24 protein-coding genes and 1 pseudogene are annotated in these 19,095 nt (G+C 70.4%); 12 read left to right on the top strand and 13 right to left on the bottom strand.

Annotated elements, in window-relative coordinates; all coding sequences use genetic code 11:
* Positions 1 to 130: 130 nt before the first annotated feature.
* From ACFVW6_RS13255 to ACFVW6_RS13245, 3 genes are all read left to right on the top strand, one after another.
* Entirely contained in the window at positions 131 to 775 is a 645-nt protein-coding gene (locus ACFVW6_RS13255; RefSeq protein ID WP_355276678.1) for a response regulator transcription factor, read from the top strand.
* 39 nt (positions 776 to 814) lie between these two features.
* Complete coding sequence (locus ACFVW6_RS13250; protein ID WP_378828068.1) at positions 815 to 2,554, top strand: GAF domain-containing sensor histidine kinase; 1,740 nt, start codon at positions 815 to 817, stop codon at positions 2,552 to 2,554.
* A gap of 87 nt (positions 2,555 to 2,641) precedes the next feature.
* Positions 2,642 to 3,499 (top strand): universal stress protein, encoded by an 858-nt coding sequence (locus ACFVW6_RS13245; RefSeq protein WP_378828070.1) that lies wholly within the window; start codon positions 2,642 to 2,644, stop codon positions 3,497 to 3,499.
* A gap of 6 nt (positions 3,500 to 3,505) precedes the next feature.
* Here ACFVW6_RS13245 and ACFVW6_RS13240 read toward each other — a convergent pair whose 3' ends face one another.
* Positions 3,506 to 4,213 carry a hypothetical protein gene (locus ACFVW6_RS13240; protein ID WP_378828072.1) on the bottom strand — a complete coding sequence of 236 codons (708 nt, stop codon included), beginning with the start codon at positions 4,211 to 4,213 and terminating at the stop codon, positions 3,506 to 3,508.
* Positions 4,214 to 4,522: 309 nt separating this feature from the next.
* Here ACFVW6_RS13240 and ACFVW6_RS13235 point away from each other — a divergent pair.
* Positions 4,523 to 4,942: pseudogene (locus tag ACFVW6_RS13235) on the top strand (MgtC/SapB family protein); the annotation flags it as partial.
* Between the two features lie 76 nt (positions 4,943 to 5,018).
* Entirely contained in the window at positions 5,019 to 5,600 is a 582-nt protein-coding gene (locus ACFVW6_RS13230) for a TerD family protein (RefSeq protein WP_365015390.1), read from the top strand.
* On the opposite strand, the gene ACFVW6_RS13225 is transcribed toward ACFVW6_RS13230, so the two are convergent.
* Entirely contained in the window at positions 5,601 to 6,455 is an 855-nt protein-coding gene (locus ACFVW6_RS13225) for an AraC family transcriptional regulator (RefSeq protein ID WP_378828074.1), read from the bottom strand.
* Between the two features lie 144 nt (positions 6,456 to 6,599).
* Here ACFVW6_RS13225 and ACFVW6_RS13220 point away from each other — a divergent pair, with 144 nt between their 5' ends.
* The 3 genes from ACFVW6_RS13220 to ACFVW6_RS13210 all read left to right on the top strand — a co-directional run bounded on the left by ACFVW6_RS13220 (position 6,600) and on the right by ACFVW6_RS13210 (position 8,133).
* Complete coding sequence (locus ACFVW6_RS13220) at positions 6,600 to 7,136, top strand: carboxymuconolactone decarboxylase family protein (protein ID WP_378828077.1); 537 nt, start codon at positions 6,600 to 6,602, stop codon at positions 7,134 to 7,136.
* 120 nt (positions 7,137 to 7,256) lie between these two features.
* Positions 7,257 to 7,592, top strand: coding sequence for a hypothetical protein (locus ACFVW6_RS13215; RefSeq protein WP_355276665.1), 336 nt, complete (start codon positions 7,257 to 7,259; stop codon positions 7,590 to 7,592).
* Between the two features lie 28 nt (positions 7,593 to 7,620).
* Positions 7,621 to 8,133, top strand: a complete 513-nt coding sequence (locus ACFVW6_RS13210) for a DUF1990 family protein (RefSeq protein ID WP_378828080.1) — start codon at positions 7,621 to 7,623, stop codon at positions 8,131 to 8,133.
* Between the two features lie 7 nt (positions 8,134 to 8,140).
* Here the strand turns inward: ACFVW6_RS13210 and ACFVW6_RS13205 are convergent, their stop codons facing one another.
* Entirely contained in the window at positions 8,141 to 9,178 is a 1,038-nt protein-coding gene (locus ACFVW6_RS13205; RefSeq protein ID WP_378828082.1) for a beta-ketoacyl-ACP synthase 3, read from the bottom strand.
* A gap of 89 nt (positions 9,179 to 9,267) precedes the next feature.
* On the opposite strand from ACFVW6_RS13205, the gene ACFVW6_RS13200 reads away from it, so the two are divergent.
* Complete coding sequence (locus ACFVW6_RS13200) at positions 9,268 to 9,849, top strand: TetR/AcrR family transcriptional regulator (protein WP_355276659.1); 582 nt, start codon at positions 9,268 to 9,270, stop codon at positions 9,847 to 9,849.
* Here the strand turns inward: ACFVW6_RS13200 and ACFVW6_RS13195 are convergent.
* Complete coding sequence (locus tag ACFVW6_RS13195; protein WP_378828084.1) at positions 9,846 to 10,742, bottom strand: alpha/beta hydrolase fold domain-containing protein; 897 nt, start codon at positions 10,740 to 10,742, stop codon at positions 9,846 to 9,848. The two genes, ACFVW6_RS13200 and ACFVW6_RS13195, sit on opposite strands and share 4 nt — an antisense overlap.
* 60 nt (positions 10,743 to 10,802) lie before the next feature.
* Complete coding sequence (locus tag ACFVW6_RS13190; RefSeq protein ID WP_355276655.1) at positions 10,803 to 11,351, bottom strand: YaeQ family protein; 549 nt, start codon at positions 11,349 to 11,351, stop codon at positions 10,803 to 10,805.
* A 55-nt stretch (positions 11,352 to 11,406) separates the two neighbouring features.
* Here ACFVW6_RS13190 and ACFVW6_RS13185 point away from each other — a divergent pair, with 55 nt between their 5' ends.
* Positions 11,407 to 11,841: a hypothetical protein gene (locus ACFVW6_RS13185; protein WP_378828088.1), complete on the top strand. Its 435-nt coding sequence runs from the start codon at positions 11,407 to 11,409 to the stop codon at positions 11,839 to 11,841.
* On the opposite strand, the gene ACFVW6_RS13180 is transcribed toward ACFVW6_RS13185, so the two are convergent.
* From ACFVW6_RS13180 to ACFVW6_RS13155, 6 genes are all read right to left on the bottom strand, one after another.
* On the bottom strand, positions 11,835 to 12,176 hold the full coding sequence (locus ACFVW6_RS13180) for an MmcQ/YjbR family DNA-binding protein (protein WP_355276651.1): 342 nt from the start codon (positions 12,174 to 12,176) through the stop codon (positions 11,835 to 11,837). The genes ACFVW6_RS13185 and ACFVW6_RS13180 overlap by 7 nt on opposite strands.
* A 40-nt stretch (positions 12,177 to 12,216) precedes the next feature.
* Positions 12,217 to 12,735 (bottom strand): hypothetical protein, encoded by a 519-nt coding sequence (locus ACFVW6_RS13175; RefSeq protein ID WP_378828090.1) that lies wholly within the window; start codon positions 12,733 to 12,735, stop codon positions 12,217 to 12,219.
* Positions 12,736 to 12,845: 110 nt separating this feature from the next.
* The gene (locus ACFVW6_RS13170) at positions 12,846 to 13,721 is read right to left on the bottom strand and encodes a metal ABC transporter permease (protein ID WP_378828092.1); all 876 of its coding nucleotides are present in this window, start codon (positions 13,719 to 13,721) and stop codon (positions 12,846 to 12,848) included.
* Between the two features lie 10 nt (positions 13,722 to 13,731).
* Positions 13,732 to 14,463 carry a metal ABC transporter ATP-binding protein gene (locus tag ACFVW6_RS13165; RefSeq protein WP_378828094.1) on the bottom strand — a complete coding sequence of 244 codons (732 nt, stop codon included), beginning with the start codon at positions 14,461 to 14,463 and terminating at the stop codon, positions 13,732 to 13,734.
* Entirely contained in the window at positions 14,460 to 15,404 is a 945-nt protein-coding gene (locus ACFVW6_RS13160) for a metal ABC transporter substrate-binding protein (RefSeq protein ID WP_378828096.1), read from the bottom strand. Before ACFVW6_RS13160 ends, ACFVW6_RS13165 begins: the two co-directional genes overlap by 4 nt.
* Positions 15,405 to 15,471: 67 nt before the next feature.
* Positions 15,472 to 15,846, bottom strand: coding sequence for a cupin domain-containing protein (locus ACFVW6_RS13155; RefSeq protein ID WP_355276642.1), 375 nt, complete (start codon positions 15,844 to 15,846; stop codon positions 15,472 to 15,474).
* A gap of 58 nt (positions 15,847 to 15,904) precedes the next feature.
* Between ACFVW6_RS13155 and ACFVW6_RS13150 the strand changes: the two genes are divergently transcribed.
* Positions 15,905 to 16,381 (top strand): MarR family transcriptional regulator, encoded by a 477-nt coding sequence (locus ACFVW6_RS13150; protein WP_355276640.1) that lies wholly within the window; start codon positions 15,905 to 15,907, stop codon positions 16,379 to 16,381.
* Positions 16,382 to 16,568: 187 nt separating this feature from the next.
* Positions 16,569 to 16,799 (top strand): hypothetical protein, encoded by a 231-nt coding sequence (locus ACFVW6_RS13145; RefSeq protein WP_355276638.1) that lies wholly within the window; start codon positions 16,569 to 16,571, stop codon positions 16,797 to 16,799.
* On the opposite strand, the gene ACFVW6_RS13140 is transcribed toward ACFVW6_RS13145, so the two are convergent.
* Positions 16,800 to 18,224, bottom strand: a complete 1,425-nt coding sequence (locus ACFVW6_RS13140; protein ID WP_378828100.1) for an amidase — start codon at positions 18,222 to 18,224, stop codon at positions 16,800 to 16,802.
* Between the two features lie 99 nt (positions 18,225 to 18,323).
* Entirely contained in the window at positions 18,324 to 19,019 is a 696-nt protein-coding gene (locus tag ACFVW6_RS13135; protein ID WP_378828102.1) for a hypothetical protein, read from the bottom strand.
* Positions 19,020 to 19,095 lie beyond the last annotated feature (76 nt).

The raw sequence follows: 19,095 nt of genomic DNA, 5'->3' as shown, positions 1-19,095 counted from the left end.
ACCTTCGGCCCTGCCCCCGGGCACCCACCGGGGGCAGGCTCGAAGCATGATCGGCTACCTGCGGTGTCCCCCGCCGGCGACCACGGCGGACAATGGAACGCGACGGTCGGTCTTCGAGAGAGGGTCAGCGATGATCACGGTGTTCCTGGTCGACGATCACGAGATCGTCCGGCGCGGCGTTGGTGACCTGATCGCGCTCGAATCCGATCTCGGGGTGGTCGGTGAGGCGGGTACCTGCGCGGAGGCGCTGGCCCGCATTCCCGCGCTGCGACCCGACGTCGTCGTGCTCGACGTGCGCCTGCCCGACGGCAACGGCATCGAGCTGTGCCGCGAACTGCTCTCCGCCGACCCGGCGCCGCGCTGCCTGATCCTCACCTCGTTCACCGACGAACAGGCCATGCTCGACGCGATCCTGGCCGGCGCCAGCGGCTACGTGGTCAAGGACATCCGCAGCCTGGAGCTGATCAATGCCGTGCGCGAGGTCGGCCACGGCAAATCGCTGCTGGACAACCGGGCCGCCGCCGCGCTGATGGCCAAGCTGCGCTCGGAGGCGGCGGAGAAGTCCGGACCGCTGGCGACGCTCACCGAACAGGAGCGCACGCTGCTGTCGCTGCTCGGCGAGGGCCTGACCAATCGGCAGATCGCCGCGCGCATGTTCCTGGCCGAAAAGACGGTCAAGAACTACGTCTCCCGGCTGCTGACCAAACTCGGCGTCGAGCGTCGCACCCAGGCCGCCGTCATGGCCGCCGACCTGGACCGACCGCCACGCGCATGACGTCGGCCACGGCGCCCCTGCCGTGGAAGAATGCCCGGCATGGACGACGAATCGGCGGCCGCGGGCCGGCCCCCGGTGACCGAGACCCTGTCCCAGCTGCGTCTGCGTGAACTGCTGACCGAGGTACAGGACCGGATCACCCAGATCGTCGACGTGCGCGACCGGATGGACCGGTTGATGGAGGCGATGCTCGTCGTCACGGCGGGCCTCGACCTGGACAACACCCTGCGTACCATCGTGCACACCGCGATCGAACTCGTCGACGCCCGCTACGGCGCGCTCGGCGTGCGTGAGACCGACAAGACCAGCAACCAGCTCGCCGAGTTCGTCTACGAGGGCATCGACGACCGCACCCGCGTGCTGATCGGCGACCTACCGCGCGGGCACGGCGTGCTCGGGCTGCTCATCGCCGAGCCCAAACCGATTCGGCTGACCAACCTTTCGGACCACCCGTCCTCGGTGGGGTTCCCCGATCGGCATCCGCCGATGCGCACGTTCCTCGGCGTTCCGGTGCAGGTGCGCGGCGAGGTGTTCGGCAACCTCTATCTCACCGAGAAGGCCGACGGGCTCGAGTTCACCGAGGACGACGAGGTGGTGGTGCAGGCGCTGGCCGCCGCCGCCGGCATCGCGATCGAGAACGCCCGCCTCTACGAGCAGTCGCGGGTCCGCCAGCAGTGGCTGGAGGCGATCCGGGACGTGGCCACCGAACTGCTGGCGGGCAGCCCGTCCGAGGACGTGCTCGAGCTGATCGCCGAACGTGGCCGCTCCCTGACGAATTCGGCGTGCACCTTCCTGGCCCTGCCCGAGGACCCCGATGTCCCGTCCGAGGAGATCACCGAGCTGAGGGTGGTCGCGGCGGCCGGTGCCGACGCCGGTGTCCTGGTCGGCAGGGCCATTCCGCTGACGGCGAGTTCGCCGGTGGCGGCGGCGTTCCGGTCGGGCCTGCCGGTCACCTCCGATGCCCCCGCCCACGATCCGGTCTTCGACTCGATCGCCGACTTCGGGCCGGCGCTCACCCTGCCGCTGCGGGCGAACGGCCTGGTCACCGGGGTCCTGACCACGGTGCTCCCGGCCGGGACCACCCCGCCCAGCGACGAGGACCAGGCGCTGATGACCACCTACGCCGACCAGGCGGCGGTGGCGCTGCAACTGGCCGCGACCCAGCGCCGGATGCGCGATCTGGACGTCTACGCCGACCGCGACCGGATCGCCCGTGGGCTGCACGATCACGTCATCCAGCGGCTGTTCGCGGTCGGCCTGTCGCTGCAGGGCACGATGCAGCGGGTCCGGACGCCGGAGGTGCGGACCCGCCTGGACGAGACCATCGACGACATCCAGGCGATCGTGCAGGACATCCGGTACTCGATCTTCGACCTGCAGTCCAACACCACCACCGACTCCTCGCAGTACCGAAAACGGCTGCACCACATCATCACCGAGATGACCGCCGAGACCGGGCTGCGCACCACGGTCCGGCTGGCCGGGCCGGTCACCGTGCTCGAGCCGCCGCTGTCCGATCACGTCGAGGCGGTGCTGCGCGAGGCGGTGAGCAATGTCGTGCGGCACGCGAAGGCGAACGCGGTCGCGGTGGAACTCGTGGTGCGCGACGAGGTGACGATCGAGGTCGCCGACGACGGCATCGGCATCGCGCCCGAGGTGACCCGGCGCAGCGGACTGGCCAATCTGGCCGCCAGGGCCGCGGCCGCGGGCGGCGTCTTCACCGCCACCGCGCGGCCCGAGGGCGGCACGCTGCTGCGCTGGTCGGCCCCGCTGGACTGAGGGACCAAAGTCCCTGCGGCCCAGGTCCTGCGACCCTGTCCCGGCCCGGCGTCCGGGGCGCAGGGTGGACTCGAGAGAGAGGCCGTCATGTCCCTTCCCGAGTACCCGGGCCGCCCGGTCGTCGCCGGTGTCGACGGTTCGGCGCAGTCGCTGATCGCGGTGCGCTGGGCCGCCGACTACGCCGTTCACCACGGAGCACCGCTGGAGCTCGTCTACGCCGTCGAGATCCCGATCGACTACGGGCCGGGACTCAGCGGGCCGCTCTTCGACGGTGCGGCGCTCTACGCGCACGGCGAGTCCGTGGTCGCGGAGGCGGCGGCGCTGGTCGCCACCGACCGGTTCACCGTCGGCACGTCCGTCGAGGTCGGGGACGCGCGCGCGGTGCTGCGGGACCGCAGCGAACGGGCCGGGCTGGTGGTCGTCGGCTGCCGGGGACTCGGTGCGGTGCGGCGCACGCTGCTCGGCTCGGTCAGCACCGCGATCGCCCGGCACGCCGCGTGCCAGGTCGCGGTGGTGCCGGAGGCACCGGTCACCGCCGGTGCGGTGGTCGTCGGTGTCGACGGTTCCGGGGTCAGCGCGGACGCGATCGCGGTCGCCTTCGACGAGGCGAGCAGGCGCGGGGTCCGGGTGATCGCGGTGCACGCCTGGTCGGAGTTCTTCCGCTACGAATCGCGGGCGACGATGCGGGCCGAGGCCGAGGCGGAGCTCTCGGCGAGCCTGGCGGGCTATCGCGAGAAGTATCCCGAGGTGTCCGTCGAGCGCATCGCCGTGGAGGACCGCCCCGCCAGAGCGATCCTCACCGCCGCCGCGGGCGCGCAGCTGATCGTGGTCGGCAGCCACGGCCGCGGCGGTTTCGCCGACGCCGCGCTCGGCTCGGTCGCCCAGGCCGTCCTCCACGGCACCACCTGCCCGCTGATCATCACCCGCCCGGAATCCCCGCGCTGATCGGGGTCACCGCGAGCCGGTGTGCGGCGGCGGCCGGTGCTCGTCCTGCGCCACCGCGCTGCCGAGGTCGGCGAGGAATGCCTTCCAGGTGTACAGCTCGACGCCGGCCCGGCGCGCCGCGTCGTGCGCGTCGGGGCCGAATCCCGTCGCCGCGGGGTTGCTCGACGCGATGGCGTCGATGGCGAGGGTGCGGTGTTCGGTCACCAGGCTGAGCACCTCCCCCGCGGTCAGCTCGTATTCCTTCGTGATCACGACCCGCCTGGTCCCGGCCGCGACGGCGCCGAGCACCACCTCGTAGGCCCGTTTCGCGATCCGCCCGAACCCCTCCACCCCCGCGTGCCGGGCCAGGCCGTTCTCGATGAAGATCCGCTCACTCGTGCGCGCGCTCGCCACGTCCGCGTGCCGCAGCGCGAACAGCAGGTCACCGAGCGAGCCGAGGCCGATGCCCAGCACGTCGGCACGGTGATAGGTCTGATGGGCGATCGGACTCGACCGGGTGCCCACCACGAAGTCGACCTCCGGGATCTGCGCGCAGACCGCGTCCAGATCCGCGGCGGTGAACTCGGCCCCCGACCGCTCCAGGCACACCACGATCGCGGGCCCGCACGTCGGCGTCCGCTCGACGATCAGGACCTGCTCACCCTCGGGCCGTGTCCGGTAGGTGGCGCCCCTCGACTCCTCCACCTTCTCGGCGATCCACTCGCGGGTGTCCATTCGCTTCCCTCCCGGCCATGGCTCCCCTGCGCCCACCCCTCGATTGTATGGCGCGAAACATGTTGGTAATCAAAAGAACTCGATCGTTACCGATATTCGGGTTGCGGAATCCGGTAACCGGGGGTTTACTGGGCCCCGATCGGCACCCGGCACCGCCGGGTGCGCGGGTACACGCCGTGAAGTGGGCGAAAGGAGGTGGTTGTCGTGTCCGACGGAAGTCATCGAACTGTGCTGTCCCTCGTTCACCCGGCGATCGTCTCCGCGACTGCGCGGTAGCGACGCCACCACCCGCCGAAAGGTGTGGTCGTCATGTCGACTCTGGAAATGCTGCTTCGTCTCGGCGCGGGCATCGGTCTCGGTGCGCTGATCGGGATCGAGCGGCAATATCGCGCCCGGATGGCCGGGCTGCGGACCAACGCGCTCGTCGCCGCGGGATCCGCCCTCTTCGTCCTGCTGTCCGCCAACGGTTTCCACGGCGCCGACGCCGACCCCACGCGGGTGGCGGCGCAGATCGTCTCCGGCATCGGGTTTCTCGGCGCCGGGGTGATCCTGCGCGACGGTGTCAATATCCGCGGGCTGAACACCGCGGCCACGCTGTGGTGCGCGGCGGCGGTGGGGGCGCTCGCCGGTGCGGGCATGTACGCCACCGCGGCGGCGGGCACGGTCGCCGTCGTGGTCACCAATGTCGCACTGCGGGCGGCGGGGCGCGCGGTGGACCGGCAGCCGGAGCCCGAGACGGCGGGTGAGCATGTCGGGTGAATTCTGTTGCCCTGCACCCCGCTCCGCGAGTCCGTAGCCTGGAATCGTGATTACGCTGAAGAAGGAAGACGGCGCGGCCGACCTCGCCGGCATCACCAAGATGAGCGTGGGGGTGAGCTGGGACCCGTCGGCCGGATCCAGCGGCGGCCTGCTCGGCATCGCCCGGCGCAAGCGCGGCGTCGACCTGGATCTGATCGCCATTCTGCTGCAGGGCGGGGAACCCGTCCGGTTCGCCGGGCTGGATTCGCTGAATCCGCTGGGCAACGGCGCGGTGGTGCACACCGGTGACGAGCAGACCGGCGCCGCCACGGGCGACGACGAGACCGTGCACGTCACCTTCGCCGAGGTCCCGCCCGGCATCGACGCGATCGTGTTCGTCGCCGCCGCCTTCAAGAAGGGCTCCTCGTTCGAGAAGGCCAACAACGTCTCGTTCAAGATCTACGACGCCACCGGCGCCGACAGCCAGCCGGTCGCCGACATCTGGCCCTCGCTGCTCGGCCAGGAGAACGCCAACGCGATCGCCAGGGCGTTCCGCAACGGCCCGGTCTGGCAGCTGGAAGTGCTCGACCGCAAGGGCAAGATCAAGCAGGGCGACCGTCAGGCCCTGCTCCGCTTCGCGATCCAGTAGTCAGTCGCCGAGCTCGGCCAGCCAGGCCGTCGGCGACCGGCCGATCCGCTGGGTGAAGACCCGTGACAGGGCCGAGCTGTTGGCGTAACCGAGCTCGGCGGCAACGGCTTTCACCGAGTGCCCGGCCTGCAGCCGCAGCTGGGCGAGCGCGAGTCGCCACGCGGTCAGATAGTCCAGCGGGGTCTGGCCGAGGACGGCCCGGAACCGCGCCGCGAAGGTGCTGCGCGACATCGCCGCGTGCCGGGCCATGCTCGCGAGCGTCCAGTCGCCGCCCGGCGCCTCGTGCAAGGCGAGCAGCGTGGGGGCGAGCTGTGGGTCGGCGATGCCGGTGAGCAGACCGGGTGGCATCGCGACGTCGTCGGGGTGATCGAGCAGCCAGCGCAGCAGTTGCAGGAGCACCACTTCGAAGAGGCGATCCGCGAGCACCCGGTGCCCGCACCGATGCCGGTCGATCTCACCGAACAGCAGTTCCAGCGCCTGATCGAGCCCGTCGACCCGCGCGAGGGGGACGACGATCACCGGCGGCAGCGCCCTGGCGAGCGGATGCTCGGCGCCGCCGTCGAAGTCCACGGTGGCACAGGCGAAATCGGTGTCGCCACAGGCGTCGGTATGGAAGACGTGCGCCAGCGGCCGCGGATAGAACACGACGCTCGGCTCGGCCACCTCCAGCCGGTGCGTCGCGCCGAGCGGATCGCGATGCTCGACGGTCAATCGCCCGGCGCGGATCAGATGCAGGAACCCCCGCCCCCGCTCGGCGCCGAATCGCGTGACGCCGCACAGCGGTCCGGTGTGCAGCACGTGCGCCCGCACCCGGAACTGTTCGAGCAGTGGGGACAGCCGATCGACCGAAGACATCCCCCAAAGTTAGACGATCCGGTAAGCATCACGGACTTTTGGTATCTTTTCGGCCGATGTCGACGACGAAGCTGGAGGCATGCCCAGGCATCCACCGGAGCCGATCGGTCCCGGTGGCAACCCCCGCACCACGGAGGAATCACCATGTCGCACGTCTCGCTCATCGCCCGGACCGACACCACGGGCGGCACTCGCGAGCTGCTCGATCAGATCGACGGCGCCTTCGGCACCACCCCGGCCATGTTCCGGGCGGTGGCGAATTCGCCCGCGGCACTGCGCAGTATGTGGGGGTCGTTCACCGCGCTCGGCGCGGGCACCTTCGGCCCGGCCCTGACCGAGCTGATCGCGGTGGCCGTGGCCAATCGCAACAGTTGCGAATACTGCCTGGCCGCGCACACCGGCCTCGGCCGCAAGGCCGGGCTGTCCGCCGACGCGCTGTCCGCGGCACAGGTCGGCGCCGCCGACGACCCCAAGACGGCCGTGCTGCTCGGGCTCGCGCTGGAGCTGGTCGAGCAGCGCGGACACGTCGGCGACGAGCACGTCGAGCGGGCGCGCGCACTGGGCTGGACCGACGCCGAGCTCGTCGAACTCATCGCGCATGTGGCGCTGAACCTGTTCACCAACTACGTGAACGTGGCGCTGCGCGTGCCGGTCGACTTCCCGGTGGTCGCCCTGCGGTAGCCCACCCGCGATCCGCCGGGCGGGCGACCCGCCCGGCGGATCGGAGTGACTTTGCGAAGTTTGGTCAAGGGCACTCGATTTCCGTGTTCCCTGAATAGTTGCTGAGTTACCGTTTCCCGCATGGACGACATCGAGTTGGATTTGCCGAGCGTCGCTTCTGCCCATAACGCCGGACGAATTCTGGAAATCGGCGCGGTCGGTCTGCGCAACCCACTGCCCGTCGACGGTGAGCGGACACACGCCTACGTGTCCTGCGTCGACGGCACCACCCTGCGCCTGCCGGATTCGCTGCAGAACTGGGCGATGCAGACCCTCGCGGCGAACTACGACCTACGCTCCACCGGCCTACCCTCGCTGTTCCCGTGCCGCTTCGAATTCGGCATCCGCGACGGCGCCGCCTACGCGATCCCGGTCACCGAGCGGCGCGCCAAGCGCACCCCGCAGCCCACCGCCTGACACCGCTCGGCGCTCTATCGTCGACGGTATGCCCGCGGCACTCACCTATCACCCGGCGGGGGCGACCCGCCCCGCCGAGGAATCCTGGACGGCGGAACTCCCCGGGTTCCGCCGGTTCGAGACCTCGGTGGTGATCGGCCACGGCGACCACGTCTGGACCGCCGCGACCGACACGATCCTGCGCTGGGGCATCAAGCGCCGCAGCGGGTTTCGCGTGGCGCCCGACACCCCGGTGGAGACCGACGCCGACTACCGGATCACCGCGGGCTTCGGCCCGATCGTCGTGCACGAGCCGGTACGGGTGGTGGCGGTCGTCGACACCGGCGACCGGTGCGGCTTCGCCTACGGCACCCTGCCCGGCCACCCGGTCACCGGCGAGGAGGCGTTCGTGGTGCATCGGCGCCCCGACGGTGCCGTTGTCCTCACCCTGCGCTCGCTGACCAGGCCCGCGCGGGCGGGCTGCTGGCGCGCGGCGTTCCCGATCCTGCTGCTCGCCCAGCGTGTCTACCGTCGCCGGTACCTGCGCGCGCTGGTGCGCTGAGCACCGCTCAGGCGATCGGCGGCAGATGCACCACCTGACCGGCGTAGGCCAAGCCCGCGCCGAACCCGAGCAGCAGCGCGGTGTCGCCCGGCTTCGCGCCGCCGGAGCGCAACAGCTGTTCCATCGCCATCGGGATCGAGGCGGCGCTGGTGTTGCCGGTCTCGATGATGTCGCGCGCGACGGCCACCGACTCGGGCAGCCCGAGGGTGCGCACCAGCGCGTCGGTGATGCGGATATTGGCCTGGTGCGGGACGAACGCGTCGAGGTCGGCCGCCGCGACACCGGCCTGATCGAGCGCGGCCCGGCACGCCTTCTCCAGGAACGTCACGGCCCAGCGGAACACCTCGGTCCCGTTCATCCGGATGTACGGGCGCACCGACGTGCCGCCGTTCGCCTCCGCCGCGGCGACCTCGGCGAAGTACTCGAGGAAGTCCTTGTCCTGCTTGATCGCCGAGGTCCGGCTGCCGTCCGAACCCCACGCGACCGGGCCGATCCCCTCCTGCTCGGCCGCGCCGACGACCACCGCGCCCGCGCCGTCGGCGAAGATGAACGCGCAGCTGCGGTCGGAGGTGTCGAGCAGATCCGACAGCCGCTCCACGCCGATCACCAGGACCTTGCGGGCCTGACCGGAACGCACCAGGTTCGCGGCGTCGCCCAGGGCGTAGCAGAAGCCCGCGCACCCGGCGGAGATGTCGTAGGCGGCGGTGTCGTCCATGCCGAGCTCGGTGGCGACGACCGCGCCCGCCGACGGGCCGAGCACCATCTGCGACGAGGTCGCGAGCACGACGACATCGATCTCCGCGGCCGCGACGCCCGCCGCCGTCAGCGCGTCGCGGGCGGCCGCGACGCTCATCCCGACGATGGTCTCGTCGGGCTCGGCCCAGTGCCGGGCGGCGATCCCCGAGCGGGTCTTGATCCACTCGTCGGAGGAATCGATGGCCTCGACGATCTCGGCGTTGGGCACAACCCGGCGCGGGCGATACACGCCGAGGCCGAGAATTCCCGTATGGGTGACCGGAACTGCGGTGGCGATGGGGGTGGGCATGGCATCCTCTCCATATGAACCGATCGGTTCACGCTGGAATAGGTCTAACATGGACCGATCGGTTCAATCAAGGGTTGGGAGGAGATCGGATGGCAGCCGGACCACGCGCCCGACTGATCGAACACACCATCAGCACCGTCCAGCAGCACGGCGTCCACGCGGCCGCGCTGAGTGAACTGCTCAAGCGCAGCAACACCTCACGCAACTCGCTGTACCAGCACTTCCCTTCGGGCAAGGGCGAATTGGTGCAGACCGCGGGCCGGATCGTCTCGCGCCTGGTCTACTCGCACGTGAGCACCATGGCCGACGCGTTGCAGACGGCGCCGTCGGTCCAGCAGTGGCTCACCGACCTGCTCGCCTTCTGGCGCATCCCGTTGGAGAAGTCCGACTACAGCGCCGGCTCGTTCATGATGGCCGCCGCGCTGGACGAACTCGACCCGGCCGTCCAGTCCATCGCGGGCCAGGCCTTCGCCGAGTGGACCGCGCGCCTGGCCGACGGCATCGTCGCGACCGGCATCGAACGCGCCACCGCCGTCTCACTGGCCGGGTTCCTGCTCACCACCATCGAGGGCACCATCGTGCACAGTCGCGCGCTCAAGTCCCCGCACCCGTTCGATCAGGCCGTCACCCAGCTCACCATCCTGCTCAACCTGCACCTGTCCCAGCGCTAGAGGTGGGCGCGCAGCGTCTCGACGATGGTGCGGCGGGCGGCGGCGCCCTCGGGGGTGGGGGTCAGCGGATAGACGTGGACCAGGCCGTCGGCCTCGTGGTAGTCGACCTCGACGCCCGCCGCGCGCGCCTTGTCCACCAGCAGCCGGGTGTCGGGGTTGAGGATGTCGTAGGTGCCGCTGAACACGGTGAGCGGGCCGAGGCCGGTGTGGTCGCCGAACAGCGGGCTGACCATCGGATCGGTCATCGGCAGCTCGCCGCTCCACAGTCGGCCGAAGACCAGGCCGCCGTCGCGGCCGAGCCAGGGATCGAGCGGCAGCACCTCGGTGATCTGCGGATTCTCCAGCGTGAGGTCGAGCGCGGGTGAGATCAGGATCGTCCGCGGCAGGGTGATCGACCGGGTGTCGCGCAGGTGCAGTGCCGTCGACAGGGCGATCTGGCCGCCCGCCGAGTCACCGGCAACGAAGGTGGTGCCATGCCGCTCGGCGCTGGCGGCGACGATCTCGGCGAAGCGCGGAATCACCTGGGCGGCGGTGCCCGCCGGGATCAGCGGGTAGATCGGCACCGTGACGGTCAGCCGCAACTGGGCGGCCAGCCGGGCCGCGAGCTGCCAGTGCTGCGGCGCGATCTCGCCGACCCAGCCACCACCGTGCGCGTAGACGAGCCCGCCGCGCGAGTCGCCGGTGGCCGGGGTCAGCGTGTAGACCGGCCAGCCGCGATCCTCGAGCTTCGACACCACGACGCCGCGCAACCGCTTGGGCGGGGCATAGTCCACCGGCGCCGCGCTCAGCTTGCGGACGTGCTCGCGCGCGGCCTCGGCGTCGATGTAGTTCCGGTTGCGCCGGGTGATCCGCAGGAAGGCGGGGAGCACGATCCGGCTCATCACACTGGGCACCGGCAAACCTCCTGGTCGATCGTGGCGAACCGAGGATAGGCCACCGCCCCGGATCGCGGGTCAGACCTGGCCGAGCCGATGCTCGGTGACCTCGCCGCGCAGGCTGGTCCCGTTGAGATCCAGGTACAGCACACCCTCGGTGACCGACAGGCTCAGGGTGTTGCGGCGATCGATCAGCGGCACGGCCTCGTCGATGAAGGCACGGTCGATGCCATAGAGGGGGATGTCCTCGGCGCGGTGGATCTTCTTGCCCGCGTACTGCGCCAGCACCTTCGCCGGATCGCGATGGGTGTAGACCGCCGCGCGACCGGCCAGCTTGCTGCCGCGATGCACGCGGTCGGCGTCCGGCGCGCCGACCTCGATCCAGGCGGTGACCCGGCCGGTGAGGTCGCGGATCTGCACGGCGGGTTCGTCGGTGGCCGAGATGCCGCCCTCGCTGAAGACGATGCCCTCCTCGTACTGCAGGCAGTAGGCGAGGATGCGGGTGAGCATGTACTCGAGGGTCTCCGAGGGATGACGGGCGACCCGCAGCTCGAGGTCCTCGTAGACGCCGCGGTCGACGTCGGCGAGCTGGACGGCGAAATGATGCAGGGTTGCGCTGAGTGCCATAGGAGTTCCGAGACTACCGCTTGCGCTCGTCCGCCCCGACGGCCAGCATCTCCGCATGCGAATCACTCATGTTTCAGCAATAGCCGCCACGTTCCTCGCCCTCGGCGCGGGAACCGCTGCGGCAGCACCGAATCCGGCCGATACTCCGCGCCAGGCCATCGCCCGCGCCTACATCGACGCGCTGGTCTCGCACGACGCGAGCGCGGTGCCGTTCACCCCCGACGCCACCCGGGTCGAGGTCGGCTTCCAGACCGGGTACTCGGGCCCGCAGCTGAGCGCGGATCTCGAGAACGGACCGCAGTACCGGGTGATCCAGGGCGTGCGCGAGCTCACCATGTCCGAGTCCGGCGACACCGTCACCACCCGCTACCTGCTCGACACCGGCATCGCGGGCGTGCGGCTGACCACCGTCGAGATCGTCGAGACCTTCGTCATCCCCGACGACGCCATCCGCACCATCGAGGCCGACATCAGGCCGGTCGGCTACTGATCGGCGGCCTCGAGCAGGGCCCGCGGTGCGGCCAGCCGCCACGAGTCGGTGACGATCGCCGTCAGTTCCGCGCGATCGTCGAGGGCGGCCAGCCGGACCCGGACCCACGGGTTGCCCGACTCGTGCGCGGCGATCCAGAACTTGTCCGGTTCCGCGACGACCAGTTCGTCGCGGTCCACGATCGGGCAGCGCACCGCCATCGAGGTCTCGTCCTCGGGCAGGGTAAGGAACAGCTTGCCCGCGACCTTGAAAATCGGCATGCCCCAGGCGAACTGCTCCACCGTCTCCGGTAGCGCGGCGACGATCGCCCGGACGTCCTCCCCAGTGGCCTTCATGACCGTCATCCTGCCAGCAGGCCCCGACATCTGGCCGGGCTCACCGCTCGGCCAGCAGCGCCTTCCACCGCGCCCCGACCGGCCGGGCGACCGGAACGGCCCAGGCCGGGAGCGTCGCCCGGCGGCAGAACGCCACCGGTTCCACGGTGGCGGACACCCCGAACCAGGCGGTGGACGCCGGCCGGTCCAGCAGCGTGACGACCGCGACCGACACCACCACGGCGGGCAGCGTGAGCAGGCCGAACAGTGCCACACCGGCGATCAGCGCCGCCCCGTACCAGCCCAGCGCGTGCACGTACCGGCTGCGGTTGGCGAATTCGCTCGTGAGCACCGCGAGCAGCACCGTGCCGATCGCGGCGGCGTAGGCGAAACCCTCGTAGCGCAGCAGCAGGGCATCGGCGGGCAGCAGTTCCGTGGCCGGAATGGTGACCAGCGCGAGGCCGGTGCAGTAGACGGCCTGCCACACCGCCAGTTGCTGGGCCCGCCGGACCTCGCGCGGACGCCCGTCGGGCGCGTCCAGCGAGAGGGCGACGGAATCGAGAATCCCGAGTCCGAACATCGAGCGACCTTTCCCGCGTGCCGCCACGGCCGACGGCCGGGGGCAACTGGAACACGTTCCAGGTCACATGGTGCGACGCGGCACGGTTCCGCGCGGTCGATTCGCCGAAATCAGGGCGCGACGGCCACTTTCGCGCGTGCCCGCGCGGCGGTCAGCCTGCGGCCGATGACGCCGTGCCGCGGCGCGAACAGGTAGACCAGCGAGAAGGCCACGCCCTGGGTGACCACCACCATGCCGCCCGCGGCGGTGTCGAGGTGGTAGCTGAGGTAGAGGCCGGTCACCGCGCACACCACCGACACCGTCGGCGCGATGATCAGCATCCGGGCGAACCGGTCGGTCAGCAGGTACGCGGTCGCGCCCGGGATGATCAGCATGGCCACCACCAGCACCACGCCGACGGCTTGCAGCGCCACCACCGAGGTCAGCGCGAGCAGCGCCAGCAGCGCGGTGCCGAGGATCCGGGGGTTCAGCCCGATGGCGTGCGCGTGGGTGGCGTCGAAGGCGTAGAGGGTGAAGTCGCGGCGCTTGAGCACCAGCGCGGTCAGCACGATCGCGGCCAGGATCATGATCTGGATCATCTCGCCGCGGCTGACACCGAGCAGGTTGCCGAACACGATGTGGTTCAGGTCGGTCTGGCTCGGTGTCACCGATACCAGGACCAGGCCGAAGGCGAACAGCGTCGTGAAGACGATGCCGATCGCGGCGTCCTCCTTCACCCGGCTGGTGTCGCGGACGACGCCGATCAGCGCGACCGCGAGGAAACCGAAGATCACCGCGCCGACCGCGAACGGCCAGCCGACGATGTAGGCCAGCACCACGCCGGGCAGCACCGCGTGCGAGACGGCGTCACCCATCAGCGACCAGCCGATCAGCACCAGCCAGCACGACAGCACCGCGCACACCACCGCCGCGGTGACAGTGGTCGCGAGCGCGCGCACCATGAACTCGTAGCGCAGCGGGTCGAGGAAGAATTCTTCGAGGCTCATCGGTACTTCCTCACGCGTCCACGTCGAGCCCGAAGGCCTTGGCCAGGTTCTCCGGTCGCAACACCACATCGGGGTCGCCGTGCTCGAGCACCCGGCGGTTGAGCAGCACCGCCTCGTCGGCCAGTGCCGGGAGGGCGTGCAGGTCGTGGGTGGAGACCAGGATCGTCGCGCCGTCGGCGGCGAGTTCGCGCAGCAGCGCGGTGATTGTGGCCTCCGAGCGCTTGTCGACGCCGGCGAACGGCTCGTCGAGCAGCAGGATCGTCGCCTCCTGGGCGATGCCGCGGGCCACGAAGGCGCGCTTCTTCTGGCCGCCGGAGAGCTGACCGATCTGACGGTCGGCCAGCTCGGTGAGCTCGACGCGGGCCAGCGCCTCGGCGACGGCGGCGCGATCGGCCCTGCTCGCCCGGCGGGTGAAGCCCATCTTCCCGTAGCGGCCGGTCAGCACGACATCGCGCACCGACAGCGGGAAGGTCCAGTCCACGTCCTCGGACTGCGGTACGTAGCCGAGGCTGCCGGCCTTGCGGGCCGCGACGGGCGCGCTGCCGTTGATCAGCACCCGGCCGCGGTCGGGGGTGACCAGGCCCATGATCGTCTTGAACAGCGTCGACTTGCCCGAGCCGTTCATGCCGATCAGGCCGCAGACCCGGCCGGATTTCAGGGTCAGTTCGACATTGTCGAGGGCGAGCACGTCACCGTAGTGAACGGTGACGTCCTGGATCTCGACGACGGGCGCGGTGGTCATTTCGGGGCTCCGGCGAGTGCGGTGGCGATGGTGTTCGCGTCGTGGCGGATCAGCTGGAGGTAGGTCGGCACCGGGCCGTCGGCCTCCGAGAGCGAGTCGACGTAGAGGGTGCCACCGAAGCGCGCGCCGGAGGCCTCGACCACCCGTTGCATCGGCGCGTCGGAGACGGTCGACTCGCAGAACACGGCGGGCACGCCGCGCTGGCGCACGAAATCGATGGCCGAGCCGATCTGCTGCGGGGTCGCCTGCTGTTCGGCGTTGACCGGCCAGATGTACTTCTCGGTGAGACCGGTGTCGCGGGCCAGGTAGGAGAACGCGCCCTCGCAGGTCACCAGGGCCCGCTGCCCGGCGGGCAGGGTGTTCACGGCGGCGACCAGGTCGGTGTGGACGGCGGCGAGCTGGGCCTTGTAGGCGGCGCCGTTGGCGCGGTACTCCGCGGCGTGACCGGGGTCGAGGTCGGCGAAGGCGCGGACCATGTTGTCGACGTAGATCTGCGCGTTCACCGGCGACATCCACGCGTGCGGATTCGGCTTGCCGCGGTAGGCGTCCTCGCCGATGTCCATCGGGGTCACGCCCTCGCTGACCACCGCGTGCGGCACCGTCAGATCGGCGACGAACTGGGCGAACCAGGCCTCCAGGTTGAGCCCGTTGTCCAGGATCAGATCGGCCTTGGCCGCCTTCTTGATGTCACCCGGCGTCGGCTCGTAGCCGTGGATCTCGGCGCCGACCTTGGTGATCGACTCGACCCGTAGGTGCTCGCCCGCGACATTGCGCGCCATGTCGGCGAGCACGGTGAAGGTGGTGAGCACCACCTTCTTCCCGTCGTCGGAGGCGGTGGCTCCACCGCACGCGGTCAGCGCGAACGCCATGACACTCAGCACACACGTCGCGACGACTCGACGCCGCGACGAACCCGGCGCGCGGTGAAACCCAACCTTCATTCCAGAATTATATTGTTCGGGTTACCGAACTTTCAAGTTCAACGCCTGGAACAGACGCTGTGACGGTTCAGGATGCCCAGGGCGGAACGAAAGTCGAGCCATCGGGCAGTTCCGCGGAGAACCCGACGCGCACCGTCACGAGCAGCACCGCGGGCTCGGCGGCCGCGTTGGTGAGGCCGATCATCGACCCGGCGGGCGCGACGGCGGCATCGCCCGGCCGCAGCGGCGCCGAGTCGCCGTCGATGGTGATCTCGACCTCGCCCGCGAGCAGGTAGAAGGCCTCCTCCCCCAGGATGCGGTGCGGCACGCCCACCGAATCGGGCGCGACCTCGGTCTGCCAGACGCAGAGTTCGGCACTGCCGGTGCCGGGGCGGATGAGCGAGGTGAAGCGGGCGTTGTGGATCTCGTGGACCTGAGCGTCTTCGGAACGGGTGACCGGCATGGGCGCCTCTTTCAGATAGTCAAGCAACTTGTCTATATGGTCAAGTAGATTGACCATCATGTCAAGTGCCAGAATGACGGCCGTGCACCGGAACCCGCCGCCCGCCACCGATCTCCCCCTGTTGCTGCTGGCGGCGGCGAGCGAGGTGAGCGCCGCGATCCAGGACGGAGTGACCGCCGCGGGCTTCACCGACATCCGCCCGGCGCACGGCTTCGCGTTCGTCCGGATGGCACCCGACGGCGCGACCGTCGGCGAGATCGCCGAGCACCTGGGCGTCACCAAGCAGGCCGCGAGCCAGCTGGTCGACGAGCTGGTCACCAAGGGTTACGCCGACCGCAATCCGCACCCGCGCGACGCGCGCGCCCGCCTGATCACCCTCACCGATCGCGGCTGGGCCTGCACCAGGGCGGCCGACGCGGCCGCCGCCGCCTTCGCCGCGCACTGGGTCGACACCCTCGGTCCGGCGATGTTCGCGCAGACCAGAAATGCCATCGCCAGGATGGTCACGCCCGGCCGGGTCCGCCCGTCGTGGTGATCATGACGAAGTGATGACGAGTAGCCGTTAATCCGAAGAACAGGATTTTCAAAAGAACCCGCGTACTGTCGCGTCGCGCGGCATACTCGGCAGCGAGCGGTGACGCGCCACCGCGGCATCCGGACCATCGGACCGGACGCGCCTCGTCACGTCAGTCACCGTTTCCCACCCTCCCGACAGGATCGTCATGTCAACCCTTGCCACCGTCGCCACGGTCGACACCATCACCCGCCACAAGTACGAGCGGCTGCAGTACACCGGCTCGGCGGGTGTCATCGACTCGCTCGAGGACCCGCGCCTGGTCGGCCGCTGGCACACCGAGTTCCCCGGCTGGCACGGCGAGCACTGGGCGTTCGAGGCGGGCACCGCCAGCCCGGGCCGGCTGCGCCCGATCAATGTCGCGGTGCGCCAGAGCTGATCAGGCCGCGCCCTCGGCCGCCGTCCGGTCGACGATGCGCGGGAACGGGCTCGCCGCCTCCAGCTGGTAGGCCAGGTCGAGCAGCGATCGCTCGTCGCCCCGCCGGGCGGCGAGCTGGATCGAGCCGGGCAGCCCGTGTGGGAGCAGCCCATGGGGCAGCGACACCGCGGGCCCGCCGCCCACATTGTTGAGCGGCGTGAAGCCCACGTAGTCGACCAGTTTCGTGAACAGCTCGTCGAAGGGCTGGCCCGGCGCCAGCTCGCCGATCCGCGGCGCCGGATGCGACAGCACGGGGGTGAGCAGCACGTCGACGTCGGTGAAATGCCGGTCGTAGGTGGCGGTTCCGGACCGCAGCCGCCAGGTGGACGCGGCGACACCGAGCGGATTGCGCTTGGCCAGCCCGATCAGACCGCTGGTGAACGGATCGAGTTTGCCCGCGTCGAAGTGGTCGCGGTGCCCGAACCGGAACGACAGCGTCATCGCGGCGGCCATCATCGCCCAGTACCGCTTGAAGTCCTCGACGAACCGCGGCTCCACGTCGAGCCGCATCTCGACGACCTCGTGGCCGAGGCCGGCCAGGATGGCCGCCGCCGAGGCGAGCACGGCGGCATTGTCGGGGTGTACCGGGCGGCCGAGCACGTCCTCGCTGATCAGCCCGATCCGCAGCCGCCGCGCACTCGGCCCCTCGACCAGGCCGATCGGCGCCAGCTTCGGATTCGCGCCGAATCGTTCGACGGCGGCCAGATAGTGCGCGGTATCGCGCACCGAGCGGGTCACCACACCCTCGGCGACCAGGTGCACCGGCAGTTGCCGAGCGCCCGGCTGGTCGAGCAACCGGTTGCGGGTGGGCTTCAGGCCGACCAGGCCGTTGGCCGCGGCCGGGATCCGGATCGAGCCGCCGCCGTCGTTGGCGTGCGCGATCGGCACGACGCCCGCCGCGACCAGTGCCGCCGAACCGCCCGAGGACGCGCCGGCGGAGTACTCGATGTTCCACGGATTGCGGGTCGGCGCCCGGCCGGTGAACTCGGTGCTGGCGGTGAGCCCGAACTCCGGCAGCGTCGACTTGCCGATGACGACCACGCCCGAATGCAGGAACTGCGCGCCGGGCCCGCTGGTCGCGGTGGCCGCGCGCGGCGTGAACGCGGCCGACCCGTGGCAGCTGGGCAGCCCGGCGATATCGGTGTTGTCCTTGACGAAGGCGGGCACGCCGGCGAACACGCCCGCGGTCTCCGGCGCCGACGCGGCCCGCTCGAAGCAGGCCACCTGCACCGCGTCCAGGCTCGGGTCCACCCGCCGGGTCCGCGCGATCGCGGCCTCGAGCACCTCCGCCCGGCCGACCTCCCCCGCCCGCAACGCCGCGGCGACCCCGACGGCATCCAGCGTGCCGAGGGCATCATCGGTGAATCCGTGGACGGTAGTGCTCATAGCCGCAGCGTAATGCGATCCGGTGGCCATTTGCGGCGGTAACGAATTTCCTCGAGAAACCCTTAGAGTCCCGTGACCAGCGAGCCACGGGACCCTCGCCTACTTGGCGGGTGGGGTGAAGGGCTGGTTGATCGTGGTGAAGTACTGGATCGCCGCGCCGAGCGCGACCGGTGCGGTCACGAAGATCTGTCCGGCGACGGTGCCGAGGGCGCCGATGGCCAGCACACCGCCGATACAGCCGACCGCGGCGGCGGGCAGGAACGGGCCGAACAGTCCCACGATGGTGGCCGAGGCGACGGTGGCGCCGATGATCCCGCCGAGGACGCAGCCGACGGCCGCGCCGCCGAGTCCGCCGACGAGGGTGCCGATCGAAGCACCCAGGGAGATGGTGCTGGTCATGCGGGACCAGGCGGCCTGTTCTCGGTCGTATTCGGACTTCCAGGGTGCCTTGTCCTCGAAGGGCAGCGCGACCGGCTTGTAGACGGCTTTGTCCATGTCCAGCTGCGGGGTGAGGGTGGCGGTGCGGCCGGTGATCTCGGCGGCGATCGGGAACTCGAAATCGTCGACCGCGAAGGTCAGCGGTGTCGCGGCTACGACGGTTCCTGCCAGGTCGCGCACCTGCAGCGCGCCGTCCGCGACCACCAGGCCGCCCTGCTCGACCTCGATGATCGACGCGGTCTCGGTGGCGTGGGCGGTGAACGCGACCGGCCGCTCCGGCGCCTGCGCCTGCGCGGTGCCGGTGGCCACCGTCAGGGCGGCCAGCGAAAGCACGGCGGGCACAACGAATTTCCTCATCAACATGCGATTTTCCTCATCATTTTCCGGTCGAGCGAGCGCTCGACTGTCGCAATCCTAACGATAATGGTTATCA

The organism is Nocardia sp. NPDC058244 (assembly GCF_042882065.1).
In the GTDB taxonomy this organism is placed as follows: domain Bacteria; phylum Actinomycetota; class Actinomycetes; order Mycobacteriales; family Mycobacteriaceae; genus Nocardia.
This window is presented reverse-complemented; position numbering and strand designations above follow the sequence as displayed.